General features: G+C 68.0%; 27 protein-coding genes and 1 rRNA gene. 16 read left to right on the forward strand and 12 right to left on the reverse strand.

The window, feature by feature from the left end; all coding sequences use genetic code 11:
• Both rrf and DER72_RS16215 read left to right on the forward strand, forming a co-directional pair.
• Positions 1-93 (forward strand): 5S ribosomal RNA (rrf, locus tag DER72_RS13135); the annotation flags it as partial.
• Positions 94-263: 170 nt separating this feature from the next.
• Entirely contained in the window at positions 264-425 is a 162-nt protein-coding gene (locus tag DER72_RS16215; protein ID WP_162900024.1) for a hypothetical protein, read from the forward strand.
• A 111-nt stretch (positions 426-536) separates the two neighbouring features.
• Here the strand turns inward: DER72_RS16215 and gdhA are convergent, their stop codons facing one another.
• Positions 537-1,889: an NADP-specific glutamate dehydrogenase gene (gene gdhA / locus DER72_RS13140; protein ID WP_110070443.1), complete on the reverse strand. Its 1,353-nt coding sequence runs from the start codon at positions 1,887-1,889 to the stop codon at positions 537-539.
• A gap of 298 nt (positions 1,890-2,187) precedes the next feature.
• Between gdhA and DER72_RS13145 the strand changes: the two genes are divergently transcribed.
• Both DER72_RS13145 and rlmM read left to right on the forward strand, forming a co-directional pair.
• Positions 2,188-2,619, forward strand: coding sequence for a DUF2721 domain-containing protein (locus tag DER72_RS13145; RefSeq protein WP_110070444.1), 432 nt, complete (start codon positions 2,188-2,190; stop codon positions 2,617-2,619).
• A complete protein-coding gene (gene rlmM, locus DER72_RS13150) occupies positions 2,616-3,686 on the forward strand; it encodes a 23S rRNA (cytidine(2498)-2'-O)-methyltransferase RlmM (protein ID WP_110070445.1) in 1,071 nt (356 codons plus the stop codon). Before DER72_RS13145 ends, rlmM begins: the two co-directional genes overlap by 4 nt.
• 50 nt (positions 3,687-3,736) lie before the next feature.
• On the opposite strand, the gene DER72_RS13155 is transcribed toward rlmM, so the two are convergent.
• Positions 3,737-4,027 carry an antibiotic biosynthesis monooxygenase gene (locus DER72_RS13155; protein ID WP_110070446.1) on the reverse strand — a complete coding sequence of 97 codons (291 nt, stop codon included), beginning with the start codon at positions 4,025-4,027 and terminating at the stop codon, positions 3,737-3,739.
• A gap of 44 nt (positions 4,028-4,071) precedes the next feature.
• Here DER72_RS13155 and tusA point away from each other — a divergent pair, with 44 nt between their 5' ends.
• Complete coding sequence (gene tusA, locus DER72_RS13160) at positions 4,072-4,335, forward strand: sulfurtransferase TusA (RefSeq protein ID WP_110070447.1); 264 nt, start codon at positions 4,072-4,074, stop codon at positions 4,333-4,335.
• A 14-nt stretch (positions 4,336-4,349) separates the two neighbouring features.
• Here tusA and DER72_RS13165 read toward each other — a convergent pair whose 3' ends face one another.
• Both DER72_RS13165 and DER72_RS13170 read right to left on the reverse strand, forming a co-directional pair.
• Positions 4,350-5,063, reverse strand: coding sequence for a hypothetical protein (locus tag DER72_RS13165; RefSeq protein WP_110070448.1), 714 nt, complete (start codon positions 5,061-5,063; stop codon positions 4,350-4,352).
• 273 nt (positions 5,064-5,336) lie between these two features.
• On the reverse strand, positions 5,337-6,788 hold the full coding sequence (locus tag DER72_RS13170; RefSeq protein WP_258306304.1) for an MATE family efflux transporter: 1,452 nt from the start codon (positions 6,786-6,788) through the stop codon (positions 5,337-5,339).
• A 129-nt stretch (positions 6,789-6,917) separates the two neighbouring features.
• On the opposite strand from DER72_RS13170, the gene DER72_RS13175 reads away from it, so the two are divergent.
• Together DER72_RS13175 and DER72_RS16490 are read left to right on the forward strand one after the other, a co-directional pair.
• Positions 6,918-7,484, forward strand: coding sequence for an elongation factor P hydroxylase (locus DER72_RS13175; protein WP_110070450.1), 567 nt, complete (start codon positions 6,918-6,920; stop codon positions 7,482-7,484).
• Complete coding sequence (locus DER72_RS16490) at positions 7,481-7,609, forward strand: hypothetical protein (protein ID WP_258306305.1); 129 nt, start codon at positions 7,481-7,483, stop codon at positions 7,607-7,609. Before DER72_RS13175 ends, DER72_RS16490 begins: the two co-directional genes overlap by 4 nt.
• A gap of 7 nt (positions 7,610-7,616) precedes the next feature.
• Here the strand turns inward: DER72_RS16490 and DER72_RS13180 are convergent, their stop codons facing one another.
• Positions 7,617-8,153 (reverse strand): hypothetical protein, encoded by a 537-nt coding sequence (locus DER72_RS13180; protein ID WP_110070451.1) that lies wholly within the window; start codon positions 8,151-8,153, stop codon positions 7,617-7,619.
• A gap of 10 nt (positions 8,154-8,163) precedes the next feature.
• The gene (locus tag DER72_RS13185) at positions 8,164-9,057 is read right to left on the reverse strand and encodes a TatD family hydrolase (protein ID WP_110070452.1); all 894 of its coding nucleotides are present in this window, start codon (positions 9,055-9,057) and stop codon (positions 8,164-8,166) included.
• 146 nt (positions 9,058-9,203) lie between these two features.
• On the opposite strand from DER72_RS13185, the gene DER72_RS13190 reads away from it, so the two are divergent.
• Positions 9,204-11,156, forward strand: a complete 1,953-nt coding sequence (locus tag DER72_RS13190) for an ATP-binding cassette domain-containing protein (RefSeq protein ID WP_110070453.1) — start codon at positions 9,204-9,206, stop codon at positions 11,154-11,156.
• Positions 11,157-11,357: 201 nt separating this feature from the next.
• Here the strand turns inward: DER72_RS13190 and DER72_RS13195 are convergent, their stop codons facing one another.
• Positions 11,358-11,813 carry a universal stress protein gene (locus tag DER72_RS13195; protein WP_110070454.1) on the reverse strand — a complete coding sequence of 152 codons (456 nt, stop codon included), beginning with the start codon at positions 11,811-11,813 and terminating at the stop codon, positions 11,358-11,360.
• 117 nt (positions 11,814-11,930) lie between these two features.
• On the opposite strand from DER72_RS13195, the gene DER72_RS13200 reads away from it, so the two are divergent.
• The gene (locus tag DER72_RS13200) at positions 11,931-12,461 is read left to right on the forward strand and encodes a preprotein translocase subunit YajC (RefSeq protein WP_110070455.1); all 531 of its coding nucleotides are present in this window, start codon (positions 11,931-11,933) and stop codon (positions 12,459-12,461) included.
• Positions 12,462-12,469: 8 nt separating this feature from the next.
• On the opposite strand, the gene slyA is transcribed toward DER72_RS13200, so the two are convergent.
• Positions 12,470-12,925: a transcriptional regulator SlyA gene (gene slyA, locus DER72_RS13205; protein ID WP_110070456.1), complete on the reverse strand. Its 456-nt coding sequence runs from the start codon at positions 12,923-12,925 to the stop codon at positions 12,470-12,472.
• 295 nt (positions 12,926-13,220) lie between these two features.
• On the opposite strand from slyA, the gene fadB reads away from it, so the two are divergent.
• Together fadB and fadA are read left to right on the forward strand one after the other, a co-directional pair.
• Positions 13,221-15,398, forward strand: a complete 2,178-nt coding sequence (fadB, locus tag DER72_RS13210; RefSeq protein WP_110070457.1) for a fatty acid oxidation complex subunit alpha FadB — start codon at positions 13,221-13,223, stop codon at positions 15,396-15,398.
• Between the two features lie 31 nt (positions 15,399-15,429).
• The gene (fadA, locus tag DER72_RS13215) at positions 15,430-16,608 is read left to right on the forward strand and encodes an acetyl-CoA C-acyltransferase FadA (protein WP_110070458.1); all 1,179 of its coding nucleotides are present in this window, start codon (positions 15,430-15,432) and stop codon (positions 16,606-16,608) included.
• Positions 16,609-16,687: 79 nt separating this feature from the next.
• Here fadA and DER72_RS13220 read toward each other — a convergent pair whose 3' ends face one another.
• Entirely contained in the window at positions 16,688-17,152 is a 465-nt protein-coding gene (locus DER72_RS13220) for a flavodoxin family protein (RefSeq protein WP_110070459.1), read from the reverse strand.
• Positions 17,153-17,221: 69 nt separating this feature from the next.
• On the opposite strand from DER72_RS13220, the gene DER72_RS13225 reads away from it, so the two are divergent.
• The gene (locus DER72_RS13225) at positions 17,222-17,701 is read left to right on the forward strand and encodes a YbhB/YbcL family Raf kinase inhibitor-like protein (protein WP_110070460.1); all 480 of its coding nucleotides are present in this window, start codon (positions 17,222-17,224) and stop codon (positions 17,699-17,701) included.
• 135 nt (positions 17,702-17,836) lie between these two features.
• Here DER72_RS13225 and DER72_RS13230 read toward each other — a convergent pair whose 3' ends face one another.
• The gene (locus DER72_RS13230) at positions 17,837-18,772 is read right to left on the reverse strand and encodes a 2-dehydropantoate 2-reductase (protein WP_110070461.1); all 936 of its coding nucleotides are present in this window, start codon (positions 18,770-18,772) and stop codon (positions 17,837-17,839) included.
• A 179-nt stretch (positions 18,773-18,951) separates the two neighbouring features.
• Here DER72_RS13230 and DER72_RS13235 point away from each other — a divergent pair, with 179 nt between their 5' ends.
• Both DER72_RS13235 and DER72_RS13240 read left to right on the forward strand, forming a co-directional pair.
• Positions 18,952-20,529: a thymidine phosphorylase family protein gene (locus tag DER72_RS13235; protein ID WP_110070462.1), complete on the forward strand. Its 1,578-nt coding sequence runs from the start codon at positions 18,952-18,954 to the stop codon at positions 20,527-20,529.
• Position 20,530: 1 nt separating this feature from the next.
• Complete coding sequence (locus DER72_RS13240) at positions 20,531-21,436, forward strand: ribose-phosphate diphosphokinase (RefSeq protein WP_110070463.1); 906 nt, start codon at positions 20,531-20,533, stop codon at positions 21,434-21,436.
• Positions 21,437-21,578: 142 nt separating this feature from the next.
• Here the strand turns inward: DER72_RS13240 and DER72_RS13245 are convergent, their stop codons facing one another.
• On the reverse strand, positions 21,579-22,844 hold the full coding sequence (locus DER72_RS13245) for a M20/M25/M40 family metallo-hydrolase (RefSeq protein WP_110070464.1): 1,266 nt from the start codon (positions 22,842-22,844) through the stop codon (positions 21,579-21,581).
• 160 nt (positions 22,845-23,004) lie between these two features.
• Here DER72_RS13245 and DER72_RS13250 point away from each other — a divergent pair, with 160 nt between their 5' ends.
• Positions 23,005-23,535: a hypothetical protein gene (locus DER72_RS13250; protein WP_219983293.1), complete on the forward strand. Its 531-nt coding sequence runs from the start codon at positions 23,005-23,007 to the stop codon at positions 23,533-23,535.
• A gap of 187 nt (positions 23,536-23,722) precedes the next feature.
• The gene (locus DER72_RS13255) at positions 23,723-24,211 is read left to right on the forward strand and encodes an Hsp20/alpha crystallin family protein (protein ID WP_110070465.1); all 489 of its coding nucleotides are present in this window, start codon (positions 23,723-23,725) and stop codon (positions 24,209-24,211) included.
• A 21-nt stretch (positions 24,212-24,232) separates the two neighbouring features.
• Here DER72_RS13255 and DER72_RS13260 read toward each other — a convergent pair whose 3' ends face one another.
• Positions 24,233-24,871, reverse strand: coding sequence for a DsbA family protein (locus DER72_RS13260; protein ID WP_110070466.1), 639 nt, complete (start codon positions 24,869-24,871; stop codon positions 24,233-24,235).
• Between the last annotated feature and the right edge of the window lie 18 nt (positions 24,872-24,889).

A 24,889-nucleotide genomic window follows, 5' to 3' on the forward strand; every position in this document is an offset into this window, starting at 1 on the left:
ACCACCTGATCCCATGCCGAACTCAGCAGTGAAACCGCTCAGCGCCGATGGTAGTGTGGGGTCTCCCCATGTGAGAGTAGGTCATCGTCAGGCACTTATAGAGAAAAGCCCCGATCATCGTGAGATGATCGGGGTTTTTCGCATGGCGGCAGCGTATCGAGCCGGGGGCTCGCCATTGAGGGAAGAGGGTAGAGGATTAGACTTTGGTATAAAGACTAAGGTATAATGCTCGACAATGTGAACATGTCCTGAGGTCCTTTCCCATGAGCAATGCCAAGGCGATCTATCCGACCATCTGGGATCTGGCCAGCGACCAGCGTCCCGTCATCATGCCCCTGCTGCGCGGCGTGTGGCGTGCAATGATGAAGATGGCCGAGGCTCAGTGCCGGGCCCAGGCCGGCCGTGAGTACCTTCCGTACGTCTGATCGGTGCCTCTCCCTCCTGTGCATCTCTCACAGGGGGGAAGGAGAACCATGAAAAAAGCCCGGGCTTCACAGGCCGGGCTTTTTTCTTTCTGTCGACTGGCGGGATAAGGCTTACACCACGCCCTGATCGATCATGGCGTCGGCGACCTTGCGGAAGCCGGCGATATTGGCGCCCAGCACCAGGTTGGTCGGCTCGCCGAACTCCTGGGCGGTGTCGGCACACTGCTTGTGGATGTTGGCCATGATCTCCTTGAGCTTGGCGTCCACCTTTTCCAGCGGCCACTGCTCCATGCTGCTGTTCTGGGCCATCTCGAGCTGGCTGGTGGCCACGCCGCCGGCATTGGCCGCCTTGCCCGGGCCGTAGGCGATCTTGGCCTCGAGGAAGAGGTCGACAGCCTCGGCGGTGGAGGGCATGTTGGCGCCCTCGCTGATGCAGGTGACGCCGTTATCCAGCAGGGCGCGGGCATCGGCGATGGTCAGCTCGTTCTGGGTGGCGCTGGGGAAGGCGGCGTCGGCCTTGAAGCGCCAGACGGCATGGCCATCCTCGGGATAGCGGTTGGCCGGGATGTACTCCGCCTCGGGGTGCGTGGCCAGGTACTCCTCCAGGGAGGCGCGCCTGACTTCCTTGAGCTCCTTGAGCAGCTCCAGGTCGATGCCGCGGGCGTCATGGACGGTGCCGCGGGAGTCGGAGCAGGTGACCGGCTTGGCGCCCAGCTCGTAGAGCTTCTCGATGGTGTAGATGGCGACGTTGCCGGCGCCGGAGACCAGGCAGGTCTTGCCTTCGATGCTCTCGCCGCGGGCCTCGAGCATGTTTTGGGCAAAGTAGACCGCACCGTAGCCGGTGGCTTCCTTGCGGCCGATGGAGCCGCCCCAGTTCAGCCCCTTGCCGGTGAGCACGCCTTCGTAGCGGCCGGTGAGGCGCTTGTACTGGCCGTACAGGTAGCCGATCTCGCGGGCGCCCACGCCGATGTCACCGGCCGGCACGTCGGTGGTCGGGCCGATGTGGCGGTAGAGCTCGTTCATGAAGGACTGGCAGAAGCGCATGATCTCGCCATCCGACTTGCCCTTGGGGTTGAAGTCGGAGCCGCCCTTGCCGCCGCCGATGGCGAGGCCGGTCAGGGCATTCTTGAAGATCTGCTCGAAGCCCAGGAACTTGATGGTTCCCGAGGTCACGCTGGGATGGAAGCGCAGCCCGCCCTTGTAGGGGCCCAGTGCGGAGTTGAACTGCACGCGGTAGCCCTTGTTGACCTGTACCTTGCCATCATCATCGGTCCAGCAGACGCGGAACATGATCTGGCGCTCGGGTTCGACGATGCGCTCGATGATGCTGTGGTCCAGGTAGTGCGGACTGCGCTGAAACAGCGGGCGAAGGCACTCCAGAACCTCTTCGGCGGCCTGATAGAACTCCGTCTGCGCGGGGCTGCTCTTGCGAAGGCGTTCGAGGGTGTCGTGAACGTAGGGCATCGGCGTGTTCCTGTGTTGCAAGGTGACTTCGTGTCCGCCCATCGGGCAGACAGCCTGGAAGTGGTTTCCACGGGATTCACAATATAAAGCAATGCACCATTATGCAGCAACTGTATAGGCTATGCGTTGGTTAGACATTGATATGAGCCGAATTGGCTTGAAACTGCCGCTTTCTTTCGCACCAAATAAATACATTAGAATCTTTTCAAAAATGGTGATTAAACGCTAGCGGTATCTCGTGCCGCTGGCCACCCCGCTGGTATCATGGGGCCATCATTCGCTGTGGAGTGCCTCCCCCTTGACCCTGACCACGCCGGCGCTGCTGTTTCCGGCCATCTCGCTGCTGCTGCTGGCCTACACCAACCGCTTCCTGGTGCTTGCCCAGCTGATCCGCAAGCTGGCCGATGAGGAGCGCAACCAGCACCAGGAGACCAACACGCGGCAGATCCTGCTGCTGCGCCGGCGGATCTCCCTAACCAAACGCATGCAGCTGGCCGGGGTGCTCAGTTTCCTGCTCTGCACCCTGTCGATGTTCGCCCTCTTCCTGTCGTTCCAGCTCACCGGCATGGTGCTGTTCGGGGTCAGCCTGGTGACGCTGTCGGTATCGCTGATCTACTCGCTCTGGGAAATCCAGATCTCCACCAATGCCCTGAACGTGCAGCTTCAGGACATCGAAGATCTGCTGAGCGCGGGAAATCCCCGCACCGGGCGCCGGGGAGGTGACGAATGAGCAGGGTGCCATCCGAGCTGCTGCTCTACTGCCGTCCCGGGTTCGAGCGCGACCTGGCCGAGGAGTTGGTCGACAAGGTCGCCGCGGCGGGCTGGGCAGGTGAGGTCGTGCAGGGGGCGGGCGGGGGCTTCGTTCGTTTCTGCGTGGCGAATGGGCAGCCGGCCAATGGGTTGCATCGTGCCCTGCCGCTCACCACGCTGGTGTTTGCTCGCCAGAGCCTGGTGGCGCTGCCGCCGCTGGCGCTGGACAGGGAGGATCGCCTCTCGCCGATCACCGAGCAGGTGGTCGAGTCCGGCTGGAGCTTCGAGAGCATCTGGCACGAGACGCCGGATACCAACGAGGGCAAGGCGCTGGCCGGACTGGCCAAGGCGCTGTCGCGGCCGCTGGAGTCGCTGCTTAAAAAGCGCGGGGCGCTGCGTCGCAAGGCCGGGGGGCGACGGCTGCACCTGCTGTGGAGCGCTGGTGATCGCGTCCAGCTGGGCATGAGCTTTCCCGGCAATCGCAGCGAGGAGCCAGGCGGCATCCGTCGCCTGCGCTTTCCCAGGTCGGCCCCGAGTCGCTCCACGCTCAAGCTCGAGGAAGCCTGGCATGAATTCGTGCCGCGCGCAGAGTGGGACGAGCGCCTGGCCGAGGGGATGCAGGCCGCCGACCTGGGGGCGGCGCCCGGCGGTTGGACCTGGCAGCTGGTGCATCGCGGCATGCATGTCTATGCCATCGACAACGGCCCCATGGACAGGGCTCTGATGGCGACCGGGCAGGTGGAGCACCTGCGCGAGGACGGTTTCGTGTGGGAGCCGCCCTACCGGCTCGACTGGCTGGTGTGCGATATCGTCGACAAGCCGGCCCGGGTCGAGGCCATGATGGAGCGCTGGCTGGTGCGGCGCTGGTGCCGCGAGGCGGTGTTCAATCTCAAGCTGCCGATGAAGCGTCGCTGGCCCGAGGTGGTGGCCTGCCTGGGGCGGCTGGAGCAGGCGCTGGCCAGTGCAGGGGTTGCCGCGGAGGTGAGCTGTCGTCACCTCTACCATGACCGGGAAGAGGTGACGGTGCACGTGCGGCTGCGTGACTAGCCCCCCGGCTGCCCGTTGAGCGACAGCCGGGGCGACCCTGGCCGCCAGCGTCAGTGGGTGGTCGGCTCGTAGATGCGGATGCGCTCCTCTTCGGTCAGCAGCGGCAGCAGGCGCTGCATCACCCGGGAGCGCTCCTCGCTGGTGTACCATTCCTTCCAGGCGCGCAGGTCGCGCCACTTGGTGATCATCAGGCGCCGCTCGCTGTGGCCGAGTTCGACGAGGCTCTCGCCGCCCACGAAGCCGCGCGCGCCGAGGGATTCCCGCATCGCTTCCCGGGCGGCTTCCTCGTACTCCTCCTCGAGCCCCGGCATGATCCGGCGTTCGATAATGATCTTGATCATCTAGCTTGCTCCCAACAGAGTTATTCCCAACGACGAGGCCATCGATGGTTGATTCCCGTGACGTCCAGCCCGAGGCGGCGCCCGACTTTCAGGTCGAGCTCGACACCACCGGGCTCTACTGCCCCGAACCGATCATGCTGATGCACAACAAGGTGCGTGACATGCGCTCCGGCGAGGTGCTCAAGGTCATTGCCAGCGATCCCGCCACTACGCGGGATGTGCCGAAGTTCTGCCAGTTTCTGGGCCATGAGCTGATTCGCCAGGAGGAGCTCGAGGGCAGCTACCGCTACTTTATCCGCTTGGGCTAATTCTGTCCCGCGGCTCAGCCCGGCGGCGTGTCGCCGGGCTCCGGCATCACCATCAGCGCCAGTGCCTCGAGCGTGGCAGGATCCTCGCGACGAATGCGGTTGGCAATCTGGCGCTGGAAGAAGTAGACCACGCGGTGGCGGCTATGGCCGGGGTAGAGGCAGGGATCGCCGGGCAGGATCGGGGTTGACTCCACCAGGCGCTCATCGGCCAGCAGCGCCTCGACGCCACCGTCGCTGTAGAGCCGCCAGCCGAACACCTGCTTGAGCTGCCAGGGAGCATCGCCTTCGTCCATGCACAGGGCGTGGGTGCCCTGGGTCTCGGGGATCTGCTGGATGAGGGTGACCTGCTCGGTCTCCTCGTAGTCGAAGTAGGCGGCCGCGTGCTCGAGCTCGAACACCTTGTGCTCGGGCGCCTGCTCGAACAGCTCCTCGGTCTCGGGGTCACGATAGCCGACGAAGCTGCCGTGCTCCGGATCATCCAGGCGATGGCAAGGGGTCAGAGCCTCCATCCAGGGCACCATGCCGACCACCTCTCCATCCTCGCGCAGGCCCCAGGCCAGCAGCGGCATGCCGTAGAGGGTGTCGGGGCTCGAGGCCAGGCGATAGACCATCTCGAGGCCGTCAAGCTCAGGCGCCAGGCGAATCAGCCGCCGCCTGGCTTGCAGGCGCTGGCGCATCGTTTCCAGGTCGATGACCCGGGCGGGGCGGTGTGACAGCGGGATTCCCATGACGTCTCTCCAGATGCTGCGTGATCACGGCATCGGCGCGGGGAGCCAGGCTCCACGGCCGCTCGGAAGCGCACTGCGTCACTCTGGCTTCCACCAATAGCACAGACGGTAGGGGAGGTTAAGCCCTGTCGCACATCCGCTGCCTCACCGGCAGCGCTCTGCCAGGGCGCTGCGCAGTGCCTGTCCACGAGCAGGTCGTTGCTGTCGCCGCCGCTGCCGCAGGCGGCCAGCAGGCCTCCCAGCCCCGCGACCGGCAGCAGGGCTGGGCTGCTGTTAACGAATGCCCAGCGCATCGTAGCTGCCCTCCGCCGCTGCCGCGCTGATCCGCCTGAGGCGCTCGCCGAGCAGCAGAGCCGCCACGGTGAGGCCGCCGATCAGGCCGACCCAGTAGCCGTGCACGCCCATCGGCTCGACCATCCCGAGCAGGCCACGGGTGCCCAGCCAGTGGCCCCCGGCCAGCCCGACCAGCCAGTAGGAGGCCAGGGTGATCAGCATGATGATGCGGGTGTCCCGGTAGCCGCGCAGGGCGCCGGCCAGGTTCACCTGCAGGGAGTCCGACAGCTGGAAGATCATGGCCAGTAGGACCAGCGAAAGGGCCAGTCGTTGCACGGCCGCGTCATGGGTATAGAGGGCGATGACCGGTTGTGCGGTGAACCACAGCAGGGCGCTGTTGAGCAGTGCGACCATCACGCTTGAGGCGATACCGAAGGTGGCCACCTGGCGGGCAAGGGCCGGCCGCCCCTGCCCCAGGGTGTTGCCGACCCGTACCGTCAGCGCCATGCTCAGCGAGAGCGGCAGCATGAAGAGGATCGAGGTGTAGTTGAGCGCTACCTGGTGGGCCGCCACGGTGATTTCGCCGAGACTGGCGATGAGCAGCGCGATCACGGTGAACAGGGTCACCTCGACGAAGATCGCCACGCCGATGGGTACACCCACATGGAGCAGCTCACTGATCATTCTCAGGCGCGGCGGGGTGGGGGAGTGCCACAGCGAGACCTCCCGATAGGCCGGGGCGCGACGGGTATAGAGGACCATGGCGAGGCACATGGCCCACAGCGACAGCGCTGTGGCGATGCCGCAGCCCAGGGCGCCCAGCGCCGGCAGCACCTGGACCCAGCCCGGCAGCCCGTCGCCGAACAGGGCGGTGAGGCCGTCGCCACCGTGGATCAGCACATAGTTGCTGGGGATGTTGACGGCCAGGCCGATCAGGCTGATCCACAGCGAGGGGCGGGTATGGTTCATGCCGTCGGAGAAGGCGCGCAGCGCCTGGAACAGCGCCGCCCCGGGCATGCCGAAGGCCACGGCCGCCAGATAGGCCGCCGAGCGGCTGGCCACCTCCTCGGGCACCGCCATCAGCACGAAGATCGGCTGGACGGCGAACCACAGCAGCGCTGCCGCCGCGATGCCCAGCACCAGCGCCACCCACAGCGCCTGATGCACATGGGGACGAATCTCGGTGAGGCGCCGGCCCCCCAGCAGCTGCGCCACGATGGGCGTCAGCCCCATCAGGGTGCCGGTCATGAACAGCATCAGCGGCAGCCACAGGCTCGAGCCCACCGAGACGGCGGCTAGGTCGGTGGCGCTCAGCCGGCCGGTCATCATCACATCGGCCACGCTCATGCCGGCCTGGGCCAGCTGGGCGCCGCAGATCGGCAGCGCCAGGGCCAGCAGCGGGCGCGTTTCCCGGCGGCCGGTAGTGAGCAGGCGGGTGAGGGGAGTGAACAAGGTCGGGCGCTCCATGCGATCAGGGTCAGGCCAGGCGGGGAAACCGCTCACTATAGCAATGCCCAGGGATTTTGGCCCGCGGCGCCAGCCGCCTATAATGGCGGTCCCCCCCATGCCCGTGGAGCCTGCGTGACTCACCGACTCGAGGATGTCATCGCCCTGTTCGATGGCCTGTTCCAGGAGACCTTCCGTACCCGCCTGGTTCGCGGTGGCGATGAGCCGCTCTATCTGCCCGCCGATGCCTACACGCCCTTCCACCGGGTGATCTTTGCTCGGGGCTTCTATGCCAGCGCCCTGCACGAGATCAGCCACTGGTGCATCGCCGGCGAGGCGCGCCGGCAGCGGGAAGACTACGGCTACTGGTACCTGCCGGACGGCCGCGATGCCCGGGAGCAGCGCGATTTCGAGGCGGTGGAGGTAGCGCCCCAGGCGCTGGAGCTGCTCTTCTCGCGGGCCTGTGGCCTGCGTTTTCATATCAGCGTCGACAACCTGGGCGGCGACGTCGAGGTGGATCGCGAGGCCTTCCGCGCGCGGGTCGAGGCCAGGGCCGAACGCTACGAGCGGGAGGGACTGCCGCGCCGCGCCGCGGCCTTCCGCTGCGCCCTGCAGGGCTACTACCGGGAGGGCGTAGGCCTTGCGACCGCCATCGCCGCGGGAGGTCGCCTCCTGGTGCCCGAGGGGGGAGTGGCGGTGTGACAGCAGCCGACCGTGGGGGCACCTGGCCCGCCAGGCGACCGCGGAGCTCGACCCGGCGGGTGCTGGTCGTCGACGAGTGCCGCCGCACGGGCTCGGTGAGCAAGGCGCTGCTGGCCGGGGCCTGACGCCGGCTCAGGCCTCGTCGTTGCCGGCGTAGCTGTCGTCGAAGTCGTTGTCGATGGTGCCATCGAGGTCGGCGCCGCTCATGCGCTGGTGGAGATGCAGCATCACTTCCACCTCGTGCTCCGGGCGCAGTGGCTCGAGGCCCAGCTCGCCGAACAGCTCGCCGCGCGCCCGGGCCCAGTCGCCCGGCGCCAGGGCGGCGTAGAGACTCTCCGCCGGGGCCAGCTCCACGAAGGGATCGAGACCATAGGTGTCGAAGAGGCGTGACAGGGCGGCCTCGTCGTCGCTGACCCCGGCGGTGTAGAGGGTGTTGCTGAAGTGGTCGTTCTCCAGCTCGCGGATCACATCCAGTGGGCTCACCCCCATGCTGTTGAGTTCCTCGAGGCTGTACTCTCCCAGCGAGACCATCTCGGCGTCGAGCCAGTCGTCCTCGGGCTGGATCAGGGTGTGCTTGACGCGGCCGTCGGGCAGCGTCCAGGCGATCGCCAGCGGCAGGCCGCCGTCCTCGCCGGTCTCGACCGCAATGAAGCCGGGTAGGTCGGCCATGTCAGGAGTCCTAGTGTCGGGTGGCTGTGGTGTGAGGGTCCGCCATCGGCAGGCGGAAAAAGGCCCGGGCCGTGCGGGTGGTTGCCGCCGCCAGCTCGGCCTCGTCGATGCCGCGCCAGTGGGCGATCTCGCGCACGATCCATGGCAGCAGCGCCGGCTCATGGCGTCTGCCCTTGAGTTTGGCAGGTAAATTGCGCGGCAGCAGGTAGGGGCAGTCGGTTTCCACCATCAGGCGGTTCAGGGGAATCTCGCCGACCAGCTCGCGCAGGTGGTGGCCACGGCGCTCGTCACACAGCCAGCCGGTCAGGCCGATGTGCAGGTCGAGATCCAGGTAGCCGAAGAGGGTGTCGCGGTCCGCGGTGAAGCAGTGGACCACGGCGTCGCCGATATCGTTGCGGAAGGCGTGGAGCATCTCGCGCATGCGCCGGCCCGCGTCGCGCTCGTGCAGGAACAGCGGCTTGCCGCACGCCACCGCCAGGCCCAGCTGGGCCTCGAAGGCGCGCTCCTGCTCGGCGGGGGTGGAGAAGTTGCGGTTGAAGTCGAGCCCGCACTCGCCCACCGCCACCACCTCGGGCTGGCGGTGGAGGTCGGCCATAGCAGCGGCGAGGCCGGCATCCCAGCGGCTGGCATCGTGGGGGTGCACCCCGGCGGTGGCATATAGGGCCAGGCCCGGTTCGCTGCACCGGCGGGCCATCGCCACCGCCTGCTCGGCATGCTCGCGGTCGGTGCCGGTGAGGATCAGGGTGGTGACGTTGGCCGCCCTAGCGCGGCCGAGCACCGCCGGGAGGTCGCGGGCGAAGCTCTCGTGGGTCAGGTTGGCGCCGATGTCCACCAGCGGCGCCGCCGCGCGCAGGCGCAGGGCCTCCGGCAGGAAGTCATCGAAGGGGGCGGTCGGGTCAGCCAAGGGGTAGCTCCTGTGGTCGTGATGTCCGGGATGTCGGGGCGCGGCGCAGTGTACTCGGGATCGCGAGCGCTCACCATGGCGGCACGGCCACGTCGGGCCGGAGTTGCGCTACACTAGCCGCCTTCGCGATTCGATGAGGTGTGCGCGTGACCCTGCTACGTCTGGAACAGCTGCAACTGGCCTACGGTACCCATGTCCTGCTCGACGGCGCCGACCTGGTGTTGGAGAGAGGGGAACGGCTGGCCCTGGTGGGGCGCAACGGCACCGGCAAGTCGACGCTGCTCAAGCTGGTGTCCGGCGAGATCCTGCCCGATGGCGGCACTCTCTGGCGCGCCCCGGGGCTCAAGATCGGCGTGCTCGCCCAGGACCTGCCTGAGGCCTCTGGCCAGACCATCTTCGACGTGGTGGCCGGCGGCCTGCCCGAGGCCGGCGCGCTGCTCTCCGAGTACCACCACCTGATCCACGAGGACGAGCCCGACATGCGCCGCATGGCCGAGCTGCAGACACGCCTCGAGGCGATCGACGGCTGGTCCTTCCACCAGCGCATCGACGTGGTGCTGACCCGCCTGGGGCTGCCCGAGGACGCCGAGATGGCCGCGCTCTCCGGCGGCTGGCGCCGGCGCGTGGCGCTGGCTCGGGCGCTGGTCGCCGAGCCGGACCTGCTGCTGCTCGACGAGCCCACCAACCACCTGGATCTCGATACCATCGCCTGGCTCGAGGAGCAGCTGGCCGCCTTCAACGGTGCGGTGCTCTTCATCACCCACGACCGTGCCTTCCTGTCGAAGCTGGCCACGGCCATCCTCGAGCTCGACCGCGGGCGCCTCGGGCGCTACCCGGGGAACTACGCGAAGTACCAGGCCCAGAAGGCCCACGAGCTGGAAGTGGAGGCTCGCGAGAATGCCGAGTTCGACAAGAAGCTCGCCCAGGAGGAGGCGTGGATCCGCCAGGGCATCAAGGCGCGGCGCACCCGCAACGAGGGGCGGGTGCGGGCCCTGGAGCAGCTACGCCGCGAGCGCGGTGAGCGCCGCGAGCGCCAGGGCAAGGCCAGCCTCAGCGTGGACAGCGGCGAGCGCAGCGGCAAGCGGGTGGTGGCGCTGGAGCACGTCACCCAGCGCTTCGGCGACGAGGCGGTGATCCGCGACCTTTCACTTGAGATCCAGCGCGGCGACCGCATCGGCTTCATCGGGCGCAACGGCGCCGGCAAGACCACCCTGCTCAAGATCCTACTCGGCGAGCTTGCGCCCAGCGAGGGCAAGGTGCAGCTCGGCACCAAGCTGCAGGTAGCCTACTTCGACCAGCTGCGCGGGGGGCTCGAACCCGAGAAGAGCGTCTACGACAACGTGGCCCAGGGCAGCGACCGGGTCACGGTGGGCGGTCGCGACCGCCATGTGATGAGCTACCTGCAGGACTTCCTGTTCACCCCGGAGCGGGTCCGCCAGCCGGTCAAGGCGCTCTCGGGGGGAGAGTCCAATCGCCTGCTGCTGGCCAAGCTGTTCACCCAGCCGGCCAACGTGCTGGTGCTCGACGAGCCCACCAACGACCTCGACGTGGAGACCCTGGAGCTGCTCGAGGAGCTGCTGCTCGATTTCGACGGCACCCTGCTGCTGGTCTCTCACGACCGCGCCTTCATGGACAACGTGGTGACCAGCGTGCTGGCCTTCGAGGGGGAGGGACGGGTGCGCGAGTACGTGGGCGGCTACACGGACTGGGTGCGCCAGGGCGGCAAGCTGCCCCCGGCGCCCTGGGAGGGAGCCGCCCGCCAGCGGGCCGAGCCGTCCCGGACCACCGAGGAGATGGCCGAGCAGTCGCCGCCGACCTCGAAGGCGACAGCGGCGAAGGAGCCCGCAGCGGGGGGAGGGAAAAAGCCCGCCAAGCTCTCCTACAAGCTGCAGCGCGAGCTCGACGCCCTGCCGGCCGAGATCGAGCGGCTGGAAGGGGAGGTCGCCGCGTTCGAGGCGAAGGTGGGCGATCCGGCCTTCTACCAGCAGGACGCGGCGACGGTCACGGCCACCCTGGAGGCGCTGGGGGCCCGGCAGGCGGAGCTTGACGCCGCCATGGAGCGGTGGATGGAACTGGAGGCCCTCGCCGCCGGGGAGTAAGTGATGATTCGCTACTGCGCTAGATATATTGATCGCCGGCGGTGCCGGAGTGCCGGACCATCGGAATCCTCATGTAGCAAGCTACACTCCGGTTCTGCGCTCCGGCGGCGACCAACCTATCTTCGCTCGTCCTATCTTCGCTCGTCACGCGAATCCTGCACTTCCTCAAAATGAGGAAGGCTTTTGGGGGGCAGCAGTAGATTACTCGGCGCTCTCGCCCTTCTTGCCGACACGAACTGCCAGGACATCACACTGGGCGCCGTGCAGCACCCCGGTGGAGGTGGAGCCCAGCAGCAGGGCGAAGCCGTGACGGCCGTGGGAGCCGACCACGATCAGGTCCACGCCATTCTCCTCGGCGAAGCGATGGATCTCGGTGTCCGGCATGCCCACCACCACGTGCTGGTTCTCCTTGGCCACGTGTGGGTCGGCGATCTCGGCCAGGCGCTGCTTGGCATGCTCGTCGAGCTGGTCCTGGATGCTGGTGAGATCCATGGGGATGTCGCCACCGTAGGCGAAGCCCAGCGGCTCCAGGGTGTGCATGATGGAGAGCTTGGCATTCTGGTTGCGCTCGGCGATCTGGACCGCGCGCTCCAGGACCTTGTGAGAGTCCTTGGTCAGGTCCACGGCGACTAGGATGTGGCGGTATTCGTTGCTCATGGCAGGGCTCCTAGTGGATATCGAGATGAAGCTGGATGTCTTCACTCTAGGCCGCCTGACACGGCAAGACAACGACTTGTATCAAGACTCACGCATCAACCCGATCTGGAGGTGGCGATGACCTGGTTCTTCATCCTCTTTGCCCTGCTGCTGGTGGTCTCGCCGGTGATGTGGCTCAAGCCCAGCCCGCGGCAGCGGCGCATCTCGGCGCTGCGCACGGCGGCGATCAAGGCCGGGCTCACCGTCAAGCTGGAGAAACCGCCGCTGCACGGCATCGAGACGACCATGCCCGCCTATCGCTGGCACTATCCCCAGGAGCTCCCCGGTCCCGATTTCGTGCTGGTACGAGACGACCACGCCAGCGCGGCGCTGAAGCCCTTCGCGCACGGCTGGCGCTGGCGGCGGGAGCCACTGCGCCCGCTACCCGAGGCGCTGGAGGCCCGCCTTAAGGCGCTGCTGGAGCGGCTGCCTCAGGATGCCATCGTGGTGGAGTCCGACCGGCATGCGCTGACGCTGTGGTGGTGGGAGTCCCAGGACTTCCCGCGCTTCTCCACCTACCTGGAGGACTTCGTGGCGCTGCGTGATGGGCTGGCCGGACGACCGGACGACGGCGCCGTCTCGGTGCCCCTCGGGCAGCCCCGGGCTTAGCCCCGAGTCTAGCCCCGGGCCTTCTGCTCGGCGTCGCGGGCCTGGATGGTCAGGCCGTTGTCCTCGATGCGGGATAGCAGTTCGGCCAGTGTCGCCAGGTCCTGGTCGCTCAAGCCCGCGAACATCTCGCTGCGGGCCTCGCGCACCACGGTGTCGATCCGTTCGAGCAGCGGGGTGGCCGCGGGGGTGAGGAAGACCCGCTTGGTGCGGCGGTCCTGGTCGCAGGGGCGCCGCTCCACCAGTCCCTGGCGGGAGAGCTGGTCGAGGGTGCGCACCAGGGAGGGGGCCTCCACGCCGATGGCGCGAGCCAGGTCGCATTGGGGCTGGCCGTCGCCGAGTCGCCACAGGTGGTAGAGCGTCACCCAGCGCGTCTGGGTCAGGCCGAGGGGCGCCAGCCGCTCGTCGATGATGGCGCGCCACAGGCGTGGCAGGCGGCCGAGCTGGAAACCGATATTTTCATGCATAAGTCAGGGCATTCCGTGGGCGTTCTATAGGGCGACAATTACTCTGGCCGGCCGACGACAACTACTGTGACCGGTTGCCCTAAGGTTGCCCTAAGCTTGACCGCTTGTCCCGACCCACCAGGGAGCCGGTATGGCGGTCACCAGCCAACACTACCACTTCCGCCTGTAGCTGGCTCAGTCGGGGTGCCTCCGGTCGCTGGTCAGACCAGGGAGGAGGATGGGGGGTTGACGCGCGGGCGTTCGTGACCCAAGCTGTGTGCATTCAAACGGCCGTATGAAATCGGGAGATTCGCGGATGATCTATCAGGGCAATGCCATCACGGTGACGCGCGACGGCGACGATATCGCCACGCTCACCTTCGACCTGCAGGGTGAGTCGGTCAACAAGCTCTCCAGCGCGGTGATCGCCGAGCTGGAGGAGGCGGTCAAGGCCATTCAGGCCGAGAGCGGCCTGGCTGGACTGGTGCTGGCCAGCGCCAAGGAAGCCTTCATCGTCGGTGCCGACATCACCGAGTTCCAGGCCATGTTCGGCAAGGGCGGTGAGTTCCTCGAGTCGATGCTGCACCGGGTTCACGGCATCTTCAATGCCATCGAGGACCTCCCCTTTCCCACCGTTACCGCCATTAACGGTCTGGCCCTGGGCGGTGGCTGCGAAGTGCTCCTGACCACCGACTTCCGGGTGATGGACGACAAGGCCCAGATCGGCCTGCCCGAGACCAAGCTCGGCATCCTGCCCGGGTGGGGCGGCTGCGTGCGCCTGCCGCGCCTGATCGGCGCCGACAACGCCATCGAGTGGATCGCCGGAGGCACCCAGAACCGGGCCGATGTCGCTCTCAAGGTGGGGGCCGTGGATGCCGTGGTGCCGGGTGAGCAGCTCGAGGCCGCCGCGCTGGATATTCTCGCCCGTGCCAACGCCGGCGAGCTGGACTACTGCACGCGCCGCGAGGAGAAGATGCAGCCGCTAAGGCTCGGGCCCATCGAGCAGATGATGGCTTTCGAGACCGCCAAGGGCTACGTGGCCGGCAAGGCGGGGCCCCACTATCCAGCGCCCGTCGAGGCGATCAAGGTGATTCAGAAGGGGGCCGGCGAGGAGCGCGCCCGGGCCCAGGCCATCGAGGCCAAGGCCTTCGTCAAGCTGGCCATGACCGAGGTGGCCTTCAACCTGGTCGGCCTCTTCATGAGCGATCAGGTGGTCAAGAAGAAGGGCAGCCAGTTCGAGAAGCAGGCGCGCCCGGTCAAGCAGGCCGCCGTGCTCGGCGCCGGCATCATGGGAGGCGGCATCGCCTACCAGAGCGCCGCCAAGGGCACCCCAATCCTGATGAAGGACATCAAGGAGGAGGCAATCCAGCTGGGGCTCAAGGAGGCGCGCAAGCTCTTCACCAAGCAGGTGGAGCGCAAGAAGCTCACCCCCGAGCAGATGGCGGAGAAGCTGAGCAACATTCGCCCGACCCTCTCCTACGGTGACTTCGGCAACGTCGACCTGGTGGTCGAGGCGGTGGTCGAGAACCCCAAGGTCAAGGGGGCGGTGCTCTCCGAAGTCGAGGGGGTGGTGGGCGAGGCGACCATCCTGGCCTCTAACACCTCCACCATCTCCATCACACGCCTGGCTTCGAGCCTCAAGCGTCCCGAGAACTTCTGCGGCATGCACTTCTTCAACCCGGTGCACCGCATGCCGCTGGTGGAGGTGATCCGCGGCGAGAAGACCAGTGATGCCGCCGTGGCCGCCACCGTGGCCTACGCCCGCGCCATGGGCAAGACCCCCATCGTGGTCAATGACTGCCCGGGCTTTCTGGTCAACCGCGTGCTCTTCCCCTACTTCGGTGGCTTCAGCCAGCTGCTGGCGCAGGGCGCCGATTTCCAGCGGGTCGACAAGGTCATGGAGAAGTTCGGCTGGCCCATGGGTCCCGCCTACCTGCTCGACGTGGTGGGCATGGACACCGCCGTGCACGCCGGCGAGGTGATGGCCGAGGGCTTCCCGGAGCGGATGGGCAGCCTGGGCGGCACTGGCGAGAAGAGTGCCATCCAGGTGATGTTCGAGAACGGCCGCCTGGGCCAGAAGAACGACAGGGGCTTTTACGCTTACGAGGAGGACCGCAAGGGCAAGCCGAAGAAGGTCAGCGACGAGGCCGCCATCGCCCTGGTCAAGAGCGTGGCGAAGGAGAGCCGCGAGTTCGCCGACGAGGAGATCATCAGTCGCATGATGGTGCCGCTCTGCCTGGAGACCGTGCGCTGCCTGGAGGACGGCATCGTGGGCACGCCCGCCGAGGCGGACATGGCGCTGATCTACGGTATCGGCTTCCCTCCGTTCCGCGGCGGTGCGCTGCGCTATGTCGACGCTATGGGCGTGGAGGCCTTCGTCAAGCTGGCCGACGACCTCGCCGAGGAGCTGGGGCCGCTCTACGCCCCCACCGAGAAGCTGCGTGAGATGGCCGCTGCCGGCGACACCTTCTACGCCGCCCCGGCCCAGGCCTGAGCCCACCACCACGAACAGGAGTAACAGAACGATGAGCTTGAACCCGAGAGATATCGTGGTGGTCGACGGCGTACGTACCGCCATGGCCAAGGCCAAGAACGGCGCCTTCCGCCACGTGCGCGCCGAGAACCTCTCCGCCGCGGTGATGGAGGCACTGCTGGACCGCAATGCCGGCGTCGACCCCGGTGAGATCGACGACATCATCTGGGGCTGCGTCAACCAGACCCTGGAGCAGGGCATGAACGTCGCCCGCAACGCCGCCATCATGACCCGCATCCCGCGCAGCGTGCCGGCCCAGACCGTCAACCGGCTGTGTGGCTCCTCTATGAGCGCGCTGCATATCGCCGCGGCCAACATCAGGGCCGGCATGGGCGACGTCTACATGGTGGGCGGCGTGGAGCACATGGAGCACGTCGCCATGACCCACGGCGTCGACGTCAACCCGGCGGCCAGCAAGCACGCCGCCAAGGCGGCGATGATGATGGGCCTGACCGCGGAGCTCCTGGGCAAGATGCACGGCATCTCCCGGGAGGACCAGGACGCCTTCGGTGTACGTTCCCACCAGCGCGCCCAGGCCGCCATGGAGAAGGGCTACTTCGACAACGAGATCATCGGCGTCGAGGGCCACGACGAGCGCGGCTTCAGGGTCCGGGTCCAGCGCGACGAGGTGATCCGCAGTGACGCCAGCCTCGAGAAGATGGCCCAGCTCAAGCCGGTCTTCGACCCTCGCGGCGGCACTGTGACCGCCGGCACCTCCTCGGCGCTCTCGGTGGGTGCCTCCGGTATGCTGGTGATGAGCCATGAGCGCGCCCAGGCGCTGGGTCTCGAACCCATCGCTCGGGTGCTCTCCACCGGGGTGGCGGGCTGCGACGCCTCCATCATGGGCTACGGCCCGGTGCCGGCCTCGAAGAAGGCGCTGAAGGCCGCGGGCCTCACCGCCGACGACATCCAGACCGTCGAGCTCAACGAGGCCTTCGCCGCCCAGGGCCTGCCGGTGCTCAAGGACCTCGGCTTCCTCGATGTCATGGACGACAAGGTCAACCTCAACGGCGGCGCCATCGCGCTGGGCCACCCGCTGGGTTGCTCGGGCACGCGAATCTGCACCACCCTGCTCAACGTGATGCAGCAGCGTGATACCGCGCTGGGCCTGGCCACCATGTGCATCGGCATGGGGCAGGGTGTGGCCACGGTGTTCGAGCGCCTGAAGTAAGCGCTCACGGCCACCCGACAGTCAGCGGCGGCGCCCTCGGGCGCCGCCGCTGTCGTTGTAGGCCGCGTGGGGCGACAGGCTAGAGGATGCCTGCCTCGAGCCCCGCCGCCATGGCCATGGCGAGCTCCTCCACCTGGTCGGCGAAGCCCGCCTGCCACTCGCCGCGCAGGATCAGCGGTTCCTGAGTCCAGCGCCAGCGCAGCCCGGTGACGATGCCCTCCACGGCGCGGCGGGTGCCGGTGCCGTCATGGCCGGCGCGCACATAGAGCGCGCAGGGCAGTCCCTGGGTCTCCTCCAGCACCGGGTAGTAGCAGCGGTCGAAGAAGTCCTTGGTCAGCCCCGCCATGTAGCCGAGGTTCTCGGTGGTGCCGAGCAGGATGGCGTCGCAGGTGAGGACGTCGTCGGGGCCTGTGTCGAGCGGTGCCTTGACCACCACCTCGACGCCCTCGATCTCGGGGTAGCGGGCGCCGCGCTCGGCGGCCTCCGCCAGGGCCCGGGTGTTGGGAGAGGGGGCATGGGCGACGATCAGCAGACGCCTTGGCATGTTGACAGCTCCTTGGTTGTTTCCCACGCTGAACCGGCACTTTCCCGGATTATCCAAGGAGGATCACCGATGGCCTTTGCCCTGTCGACCCTGAGACTCACCAGCCCCGTCTTCGACGACGGCGGCGCCATTCCCGCCAGGCACACCGGCGAGGGAGACGACATCTCGCCGGCGCTGGTCTGGCAGGGGGCGCCCGAAGGCACCAGGGGGTTTGCGCTGATCTGCCATGATCCGGACGCGCCGCTGGTGCAGAGCGGTGCCTACGGCTTCGTGCACTGGGTGCTCTACAACATCCCGGCCTCCGTCACCAGCCTGGAGGAGGCGACCCGCGTTGGTACTCGGGGCAAGAACGACTTCGGCAAGCTGGGCTACGGTGGTCCCATGCCGCCGGAGGGACACGGCGTGCACCGCTATTACTTCTGGCTGCTGGCGCTGGACAAGCCCACCGATGATCTGCCCGAGGGGCTCAGGCTCCATGACCTCCTGGTCAAGGTCGAACCCCACCTGATGGGCATGAACCGCCTAGTGGGAACCTATCAACGCGGTTGAAGCGAGGGCGTCCCCGCCGGCCCCGCTGCGGGTCTACTACGACGGGCTCTGCCCCGGCTGCCGGCGCGATCGCGCCCGCTACGAGCGCTGGGCAGGCGAGCTGGGAAAGAGCGTGCGCTGGTGCGACGTGACCGATTACCCGGTGATGTGTCGGGCGGCCCTCTCCTGGGGGAGCAGAGCGGCGTGGACCATGGCGTTGACCGGTGTGGCCACGCCGGCCTCGCGCCCGAGGCGCACCACGGCCCCGTTCTGGGCGTCAAGCTCGGAGGGCAGGCCGGCCATGATGTCGCGCTGCATGGAGGCGGTGCTCGCCTCGGGCAGGGCGTCGATGAAGCGCAGGGCGCGGGCCGCGGCATCCGCCGGCAGCGCCACGCCCCTGGCGCGCGCCACCGCCTCGATCTCGGCCAGCAGCTGCTCGATCATCCTGCGGGTCTCGGGCAGGGTGCGGGTCACCCCGATGGGCGCTCGGGTCACGCTGCCGATCCCGCTCATGGCGCAGATGAACAGGAACTTGCTCCACACCGCGACCTGAATGTCGTCGGGGATCTCGGCGGCGACGCCCCGGGTCTGGTCGAAGGCGGCCTTGAGACGCAGGGCGCGCTTGCTGCGGCGGTTGTCACGCTCGCCGAAGCGCACGAAGGGCGATACGCCGGCGTGGCGGATATGCCCGGGGCCCTCGCGCCAGGCGAGGATGCCGCAGAGGCCGTCCAGCACATGGGCCTGGCCAAGAATCCCGGCGAGGGTGTCGGCGGCCTCCACGCCATTCTCCAGCGGCACCACGAAGGTGTCTGGGCCGATCATCGGCCGGATCGCCCGCGCCGCCTCGGCCACTTGCCATGACTTCACGGCCACCAGGACCGCATCGACGGCGCCCACTCGGCTCGGGTCGTCGCTGACCTTCACCTGGGCCAGGTGCAGGTCGCCCTCGATGCTTTCGACCCGCAGGCCATGGCGTTGCATCTCGGCAAGGTGCTCGCCCCGAGCGATGAAGGTCACGTCGTGCCCGGCCTCGGCCAGGCGTGCCCCGAAGTAGCCGCCCACGCCGCCGCTGCCCATGATCGCCACTCGCATTGTCTCTCCCCCGTGATTGCCTGGACCGACTGACAGCCTACACCCGAATCGCGGGTCTCACATCGCGACCTTGGCCTTGCGTCGGTGACGCTCCCCGGGGCGGCTGCTAGGATGGGGCCATCTCGAGTCTGCGTGGTAGGAGGCCCTGCGCCGGTCGGCCACGCCGCATGGAAGAGCCCATGACACGATCCAAGACCCAGGCCGTCCTCGATGATGTCCTCTCCCCCCTCACGCTCAAGCGCGTGGGCATCGACACCTACCGCGAGAACGTCGCCTACCTGCATCGCGACTGCGATCTCTATCGCGCCGAAGGCTTCCAGGCGCTCTCCAAGGTGGAGGTGCGCGCCAACGGCCAGCGCATCCTGGCCAGCCTCAACGTGGTGGATGACCCGGCCATCGTCGACTGTCAGCAGCTCGGCCTCTCCGAGGACGCCTTCGCCGCCCTGAACGTGAAGGAGGGGCAGCCGGTGAGCGTCTCCCAGGCCGAGCCACCGGCCTCGATCCCGGCGCTGCACCGTAAGATCAACGGCGAGCGGCTGACCCGCGAGGACTTCCAAGCGATCGTCCAGGACATCGCCGAGCGGCGCTACTCCAAGATCGAGCTGACCGCCTTCGTGGTGGCCTGCGACCTGGGGGAGATGGACCGCGAGGAGATTTACTACCTGAGCGACGCCATGTGCCGGGTGGGGCGCCGCCTCGACTGGCACGAGCACCCGGTGGTGGACAAGCACTGCATCGGCGGCATTCCCGGCAACCGTACCTCCATGCTGGTGGTGCCCATCGTCGCCGCACACGGCCTGCTCTGTCCCAAGACCTCGTCACGGGCCATTACCTCGCCGGCGGGAACCGCCGACACCATGGAGGTGCTGGCCAACGTCGACCTGCCCTTCGATGAGCTCGAGAAGATCGTGCGCACCCACCGCGGCTGCCTGGCCTGGGGCGGTACCAGCCAGCTCTCCCCGGCCGACGACGTGCTCATTTCGGTGGAGCGGCCTCTCTCCATCGACTCCCCCGGCCAGATGGTGGCCTCGATCCTCTCCAAGAAGGTGGCCGCCGGCTCCACCCATCTGCTGCTCGATATCCCGGTGGGGCCCCATGCCAAGGTGCGCTCGATGCCCGAGGCGCGGCGCCTGCGCAAGCTCTTCGAATTCGTCGCGGCGCGCATGGGGCTGACCTTGGACGTGGTGATCACCGATGGCAGCCAGCCCATCGGCGCCGGCATCGGCCCGGTGCTGGAGGCCCGCGACGTGATGCGGGTGCTTAGCAACCACCCGGAGGCCCCCATGGACCTGCGCCAGAAGGCGCTGCGCCTGGCCGGGCGCATGCTCGAATTCGACCCCGACGTGCGCGGCGGTGACGGTTTCGGCATCGCCCGGGACATCCTCGACTCCGGCCGTGCGCTGGAGCGGATGCAGGCGATCATCGCGGCCCAGGGCGCCAGGCCCTTCGATCCGGACAGCCCGCCCCTGGCGCCTCACGCCTTCGAGGTGGTGGCCCCCGAGGACGGCGTGGTGATCGCCATCGACAACCTCAAGCTGGCGCGCATCGCGCGGCTGGCCGGCGCACCCAAGGCGACCGGCGCAGGGGTCGACCTGGCGGTGCGCATCGGCGACGAGGTCAGGGCGGGGCAACGGCTCTATACCGTCTATGCCGCCTTCCGCAACGAGCTGGCCCTGGCCCATCGCTCCAGCGAGCGCGACAGCGGCTTCACGCTGGGCCATCGCGACCAGCTGACCCGCCTCAACGTGGAGATGTGACATGGACGCTGCCCTGCTGTATTTCGCCGATGAGGCCGCCCCGGCGCGACGCCTGGCCAGGGCCTGCGGCCTGGCGGCTCACGAGGTGGAGCGCCACCGTTTCCCTGACGCGGAGCTGCGGCTCACGCTGCCCTTCGCCGAGGCGCAGGCGTTTCCCGAGACCCTGGTGCTCTATCGCAGCCTGGACCGCCCCAACGACAAGCTGGTCGAGCTGCTGCTGCTGGCGCGCCACGCCCGCCGCCAGGGGGTGACCCGCCTGGTCCTGGTGGCGCCGTATCTCGCCTACATGCGTCAGGATATCGCCTTCCACCCCGGCGAGATCGTCAGCCAGACCATCGTCGGCGGCTTTCTTGCCGAGCTCTTCGACGCGGTGATCACCGTGGATCCGCACCTGCACCGCATTGAGCGGCTCGACCAGGCGATTCCCATCGCCCACGCCATCGCGCTCTCCGGGGCCCCGCGGCTGGCCGAGCTGATCGCCGAGAAGCGCCCCGGGGCGCTGCTGCTGGGGCCCGACGAGGAGGCGCTGCAGTGGGTGGCCCAGGCTGCGGCGCTGACCGGCCTCGACTATGCCACCTGCCGCAAGGTGCGCCGCGGCGACCGCGAGGTGGAGATCCACCTGCCCGATACCCCGGTGGCGGGGCGGGTGGTGGTGCTGATGGATGATGTGGCGAGCTCCGGCCATACCGTGGCCCGAGCCGCCGAGGCGCTCAAGGCCGCCGGAGCGGCCTCGGTGGACGTGGCGCTGACCCATGCCCTGTTCGCCGGCGATGCCCTGGCAGTCATTCATGCCGCAGGAGTCGGGGAGGTATGGAGCACCGACTGCATCGCCCATGACAGCAACTCCATCGCCATGGCGCCGGTGCTGGCCGAGGCGTTGGCCGGGGTGCTGGGCTCGCGGCCATAGCCGGGCGACAGCACTAACGAGGGCGCTACAGCGCCCGCGGGGCACGAGAGTCTCTCGTGCCCCGCGGGGTGTGCTCGTCCGGTCACCCGGAGGGGGCGTCCAGTCCATGCACCGGGGCCCTGGCGCGTCCTGCGCCTGCTGGCTAGCGGGTGCCGGCGCCCGCCTTCTCTGCGTCGGGCTCGGGCTTGTCGGCCCCTTGGTGGCCCAGTGCAGCGGCCTGGTCCAGGCGCGGGTGGTTGTCCAGGAACTCCCGATGGGGATCGGGCAGGGCGTCCAGAGCCTGGAGGCTCAAGGTGATGGCGTGGATCGCTGCCATCACATCACGGGTGTTGCCCGTCTCGGAGATGGTGTGCATGTTGCGGATCGGGAAGCCGATGGAGGTGGCCACGCAGTCCACCGCGGCCAGCACGCCGGCCATGCCGTCGGTGCCGGTATCGGCGCCGACGATGTCCCGCTGCATGGGGATGCCGTGCTCCCGGGCGGTGCTCTCGATGATCCGGTTGAGCTGCTCGCTGGCGATGGAGCCCACCGAGAGCGTGAACCCCTTGCCCATCTCCAGCGGTTGCATGCGACGGTCGCCGATGCCCGGGGCCGCCACGTAGTCATGGTTCACGTCCACGGCGATGATGGCGTCGGGCCGGAGCTCGCCGGCCAGTACCCGGCTGCCGAAGCGGCCGATCTCCTCGTAGCTGGCGATGGCGAACATCACCCGCACCTGCTCGGTGCCTCCCGCCTCGGCGATCAGTCGCGCCACCTCGGCGGTGACGAAGCAACCCAGGCCGTTGTCCAGGTAGGCGCCGTAGAAGGTGTCCGGGCTGAAGCCGTGGCGAATGGGGCGGTTGAAGAGGATTGAGTCGCCGGGGCGCACGCCCAGGTTCTCCACCTGCTGCTTCTTGTTCTCTCCGTGGATCTGCAGGTCCAGGTAGATCTGCTCCTTCTTGATGCCCTTGCTGCCGTCGCGCTGGGCCGGGTCGGAGAAGTGGATGGCGCCCAGCGCCTCCACGGTACCACCCTCGATGCGCCGGTAGCGGCCGGGTGCCTGGGGATCCTCGCTGAACAGCGTGACCTCGTGGCCGATCAGCACGTTGGGCAGGAAGGCGTCGGTGTTGATCCAGATCTTGCCGTCCTCGCCGATGGAGCGCACCTGCATGCGGATCTTGTCGGCGTGGCCGATCACCATCACCTTGAACAGGCCGTCGCGGCCCGGGTGGGTGTCCAGCACCACGCCGGCATGGCCCTTGAACTGGTGCAGCTGCCAGCTCGTTGGGGCGAAGCTCTCGAAGTGGGGCTTGAGCACGCCGTAGGTCATGGCGGCCTCCAGGCCCACGGGGCTTGGCGCCGCGAGCAGGCGTCGCATCAGCTCGAACTGCGGCTCGGGCATGGGGGCGGTCCAGGGGGTATCGCTCATCGTGTTCTCTCTCTTGGGGGGTGAGATCATCCTCCCGGAGCTTACCATCCCGATGCGGCGGCGGTCTGTCTGCGCTTCCAGGGCTGCCACCCTTGCCACTGGTCAGGCTATGCTGAGCGCATTGTCCTCAACCGCTTGTGCATGAGAAGGAGAGTCAGGGATGTCGTCAAGGATGTCGCCGCTGTTACCCCTCGGGCTGGCCACTCTGCTGCTGGCAGGCTGTGCCGGCGCTCCTCCGGCACCCGCCGAGCGCCCCCAGGGGGAGGCAGCGCCGCCCCCGGTGGCGGCGGTGCCCGGTGTGGGTGTCGAGGAGCGCGACTGGCTCCCGCCACTCTTCAGCGGGGTGGAAGATGAGGCCCACTACTATATCAGCCGCCTGCCGGACCGGCGTTTCGTCACCACCTACGGCGGGGAGGAGCATCCCAGGCCTTGGTATATCGCGGCGGAGCGGCTGGGGCAGATCGGCGAGCCGGCCATTCCCCTGCTGGCCGCGCGGCTCGATTCCTCGGACGAGTACGAGCTGATGCTGGCGCTCTATGCGCTGATGCTGGCCTCCCAGGACCCGTCGCTGATGGCCGCCACCGGCGGCGACACCCTCGAGCTTGGCAGCGTGCTGGACCCGCGCCACAACGCCGAGAACCTCGCGCTGGCCCGGGCCTGGTGGCAGCGACAGGGCTGGCGCTGGGAGTAGCAGGGAAGGGGCCCTAGCCCGCGCTCGGCAGGGGCGTGAAGGCGTGCGGGTGAGCCCCACTGGCGGTTGATATGCATCAAGGCAAAGGACTCAACCTGGACTAGTCTACCTGTTGCGGCTCGGTGCCTGCGTTCGCAGTGACTGCCGTTCGTCAGAGGTTGTCGTTCCGCTACAGGAGAGTGCCAGCATGGCCAAGAAGTCCAAGGATACCTCCCCCGCCACCCAGTCCGAGTCCCGGGAGGTGAGTCCCTTTCACGAGTTCGAACGTTTCTTCGACGGCTTCCTCGGGCGGGGCGGCATGCCGTCGCTGCGCTGGGATCATCCGCTGTGGGAGCGCTTCGCCGCCTTCGAGAAGGGGATGCCCAAGGTCGATGTCATCGATCGCGACGCCGAGGTGGTGGTGCGCGCGGAGGTCCCCGGCTTCGAGCGCGAGGATCTCGAGGTCTCGGTCAGCGACCATAGCGTGACCATCAAGGGCGAGCACCGCCAGGAGCACAAGGAGGAGGAGGGCGAGTACTTTCGCTCGGAGATCTCCACGGGCTCCTTCTCGCGCACCGTGTCGCTACCCGGTGATATCGACACCGAGGGAGGCGAGGCGAGCTTCAAGAACGGCATCCTCGAGCTGACCCTGCCGAAGCTGAAACGGGCCAGCCGGCGCAACATCGAGGTGAAGTGATCCTCCGGTCCTAATTCAGGACTATCCCAGGGCGTCGAGCAGCCGCTGCGTGGCCAGGAACAGCTGGCGGCGCGGCTGGGCACCCTCGAGCACGCCGGCATGCTCGCCGTCCAGGCTGAAGCGCAGCGCCGGCACGCCCTGGATGCCGAGGTCGCGGGCGGTGCGCTGGTCCGCCATCACCGCCTGGCGATGGTCGCCCTGCGCCAGCGCCCGCTGCAGCGCGCTGCCGTCCAGCGCCAGCGTCTCGGCCAGCCTGGCGAGGACCTGCGGGTCGGCCAGGTCCAGGCTCTCCTCGAAGAACCCGCAGAACAGCGCCCTGCGCATGGCGCCGCCCGCCCCGGGGTGATCGGCCGCCTGGGCCTCGGCCCAGGCGGCCGCCTCGTGGGCCAGTCGTGAGCGCGGCTGGATCCGGGGAAGCCGCAGGGTCATGCCGCGTTCGGCCGCCATGGGGTAGACGGCCCGCCCCCAGATGTCATGCAGGTAGTCGCCGTCCGGGTCGAGGGTCGGCTCGGGGGCGGGGCGCAGTTCGAAGGCGCGCCAGCGGATCGTCACCTTCCCCCCGAAACGCTCGGCCAGGGCGTCGAGCTCCGGCATCTCCAGGTAGCAGAAGGGACACACATAGTCGCTGAAGACGTCGAGCGCGATGCGCGGCTGGGTCATGGGGACTCCGGTGGTCAG

The sequence above is a fragment of the Halomonas sp. A11-A genome (genome assembly GCF_003182195.1).
In the GTDB taxonomy this organism is placed as follows: Bacteria; Pseudomonadota; Gammaproteobacteria; order Pseudomonadales; family Halomonadaceae; genus Halomonas; species Halomonas alkalicola.

What these genes read in the sequence shown, in the direction of transcription:
- DER72_RS16215 (WP_162900024.1), top strand. Translation starts at nt 264, where the DNA reads ATGAGCAATGCCAAGGCGATCTATCCGACCATCTGGGATCTGGCCAGC.
- gdhA (WP_110070443.1), bottom strand. Translation starts at nt 1,889, where the DNA reads ATGCCCTACGTTCACGACACCCTCGAACGCCTTCGCAAGAGCAGCCCC.
- rlmM (WP_110070445.1), top strand. Translation starts at nt 2,616, where the DNA reads ATGAGCAGGGTGCCATCCGAGCTGCTGCTCTACTGCCGTCCCGGGTTC.
- DER72_RS13155 (WP_110070446.1), bottom strand. Translation starts at nt 4,027, where the DNA reads ATGATCAAGATCATTATCGAACGCCGGATCATGCCGGGGCTCGAGGAG.
- tusA (WP_110070447.1), top strand. Translation starts at nt 4,072, where the DNA reads ATGGTTGATTCCCGTGACGTCCAGCCCGAGGCGGCGCCCGACTTTCAG.
- DER72_RS13165 (WP_110070448.1), bottom strand. Translation starts at nt 5,063, where the DNA reads ATGGGAATCCCGCTGTCACACCGCCCCGCCCGGGTCATCGACCTGGAA.
- DER72_RS13180 (WP_110070451.1), bottom strand. Translation starts at nt 8,153, where the DNA reads ATGGCCGACCTACCCGGCTTCATTGCGGTCGAGACCGGCGAGGACGGC.
- DER72_RS13195 (WP_110070454.1), bottom strand. Translation starts at nt 11,813, where the DNA reads ATGAGCAACGAATACCGCCACATCCTAGTCGCCGTGGACCTGACCAAG.
- DER72_RS13200 (WP_110070455.1), top strand. Translation starts at nt 11,931, where the DNA reads ATGACCTGGTTCTTCATCCTCTTTGCCCTGCTGCTGGTGGTCTCGCCG.
- slyA (WP_110070456.1), bottom strand. Translation starts at nt 12,925, where the DNA reads ATGCATGAAAATATCGGTTTCCAGCTCGGCCGCCTGCCACGCCTGTGG.
- fadB (WP_110070457.1), top strand. Translation starts at nt 13,221, where the DNA reads ATGATCTATCAGGGCAATGCCATCACGGTGACGCGCGACGGCGACGAT.
- fadA (WP_110070458.1), top strand. Translation starts at nt 15,430, where the DNA reads ATGAGCTTGAACCCGAGAGATATCGTGGTGGTCGACGGCGTACGTACC.
- DER72_RS13220 (WP_110070459.1), bottom strand. Translation starts at nt 17,152, where the DNA reads ATGCCAAGGCGTCTGCTGATCGTCGCCCATGCCCCCTCTCCCAACACC.
- DER72_RS13225 (WP_110070460.1), top strand. Translation starts at nt 17,222, where the DNA reads ATGGCCTTTGCCCTGTCGACCCTGAGACTCACCAGCCCCGTCTTCGAC.
- DER72_RS13230 (WP_110070461.1), bottom strand. Translation starts at nt 18,772, where the DNA reads ATGCGAGTGGCGATCATGGGCAGCGGCGGCGTGGGCGGCTACTTCGGG.
- DER72_RS13235 (WP_110070462.1), top strand. Translation starts at nt 18,952, where the DNA reads ATGACACGATCCAAGACCCAGGCCGTCCTCGATGATGTCCTCTCCCCC.
- DER72_RS13240 (WP_110070463.1), top strand. Translation starts at nt 20,531, where the DNA reads ATGGACGCTGCCCTGCTGTATTTCGCCGATGAGGCCGCCCCGGCGCGA.
- DER72_RS13245 (WP_110070464.1), bottom strand. Translation starts at nt 22,844, where the DNA reads ATGAGCGATACCCCCTGGACCGCCCCCATGCCCGAGCCGCAGTTCGAG.
- DER72_RS13250 (WP_219983293.1), top strand. Translation starts at nt 23,005, where the DNA reads ATGTCGTCAAGGATGTCGCCGCTGTTACCCCTCGGGCTGGCCACTCTG.
- DER72_RS13255 (WP_110070465.1), top strand. Translation starts at nt 23,723, where the DNA reads ATGGCCAAGAAGTCCAAGGATACCTCCCCCGCCACCCAGTCCGAGTCC.
- DER72_RS13260 (WP_110070466.1), bottom strand. Translation starts at nt 24,871, where the DNA reads ATGACCCAGCCGCGCATCGCGCTCGACGTCTTCAGCGACTATGTGTGT.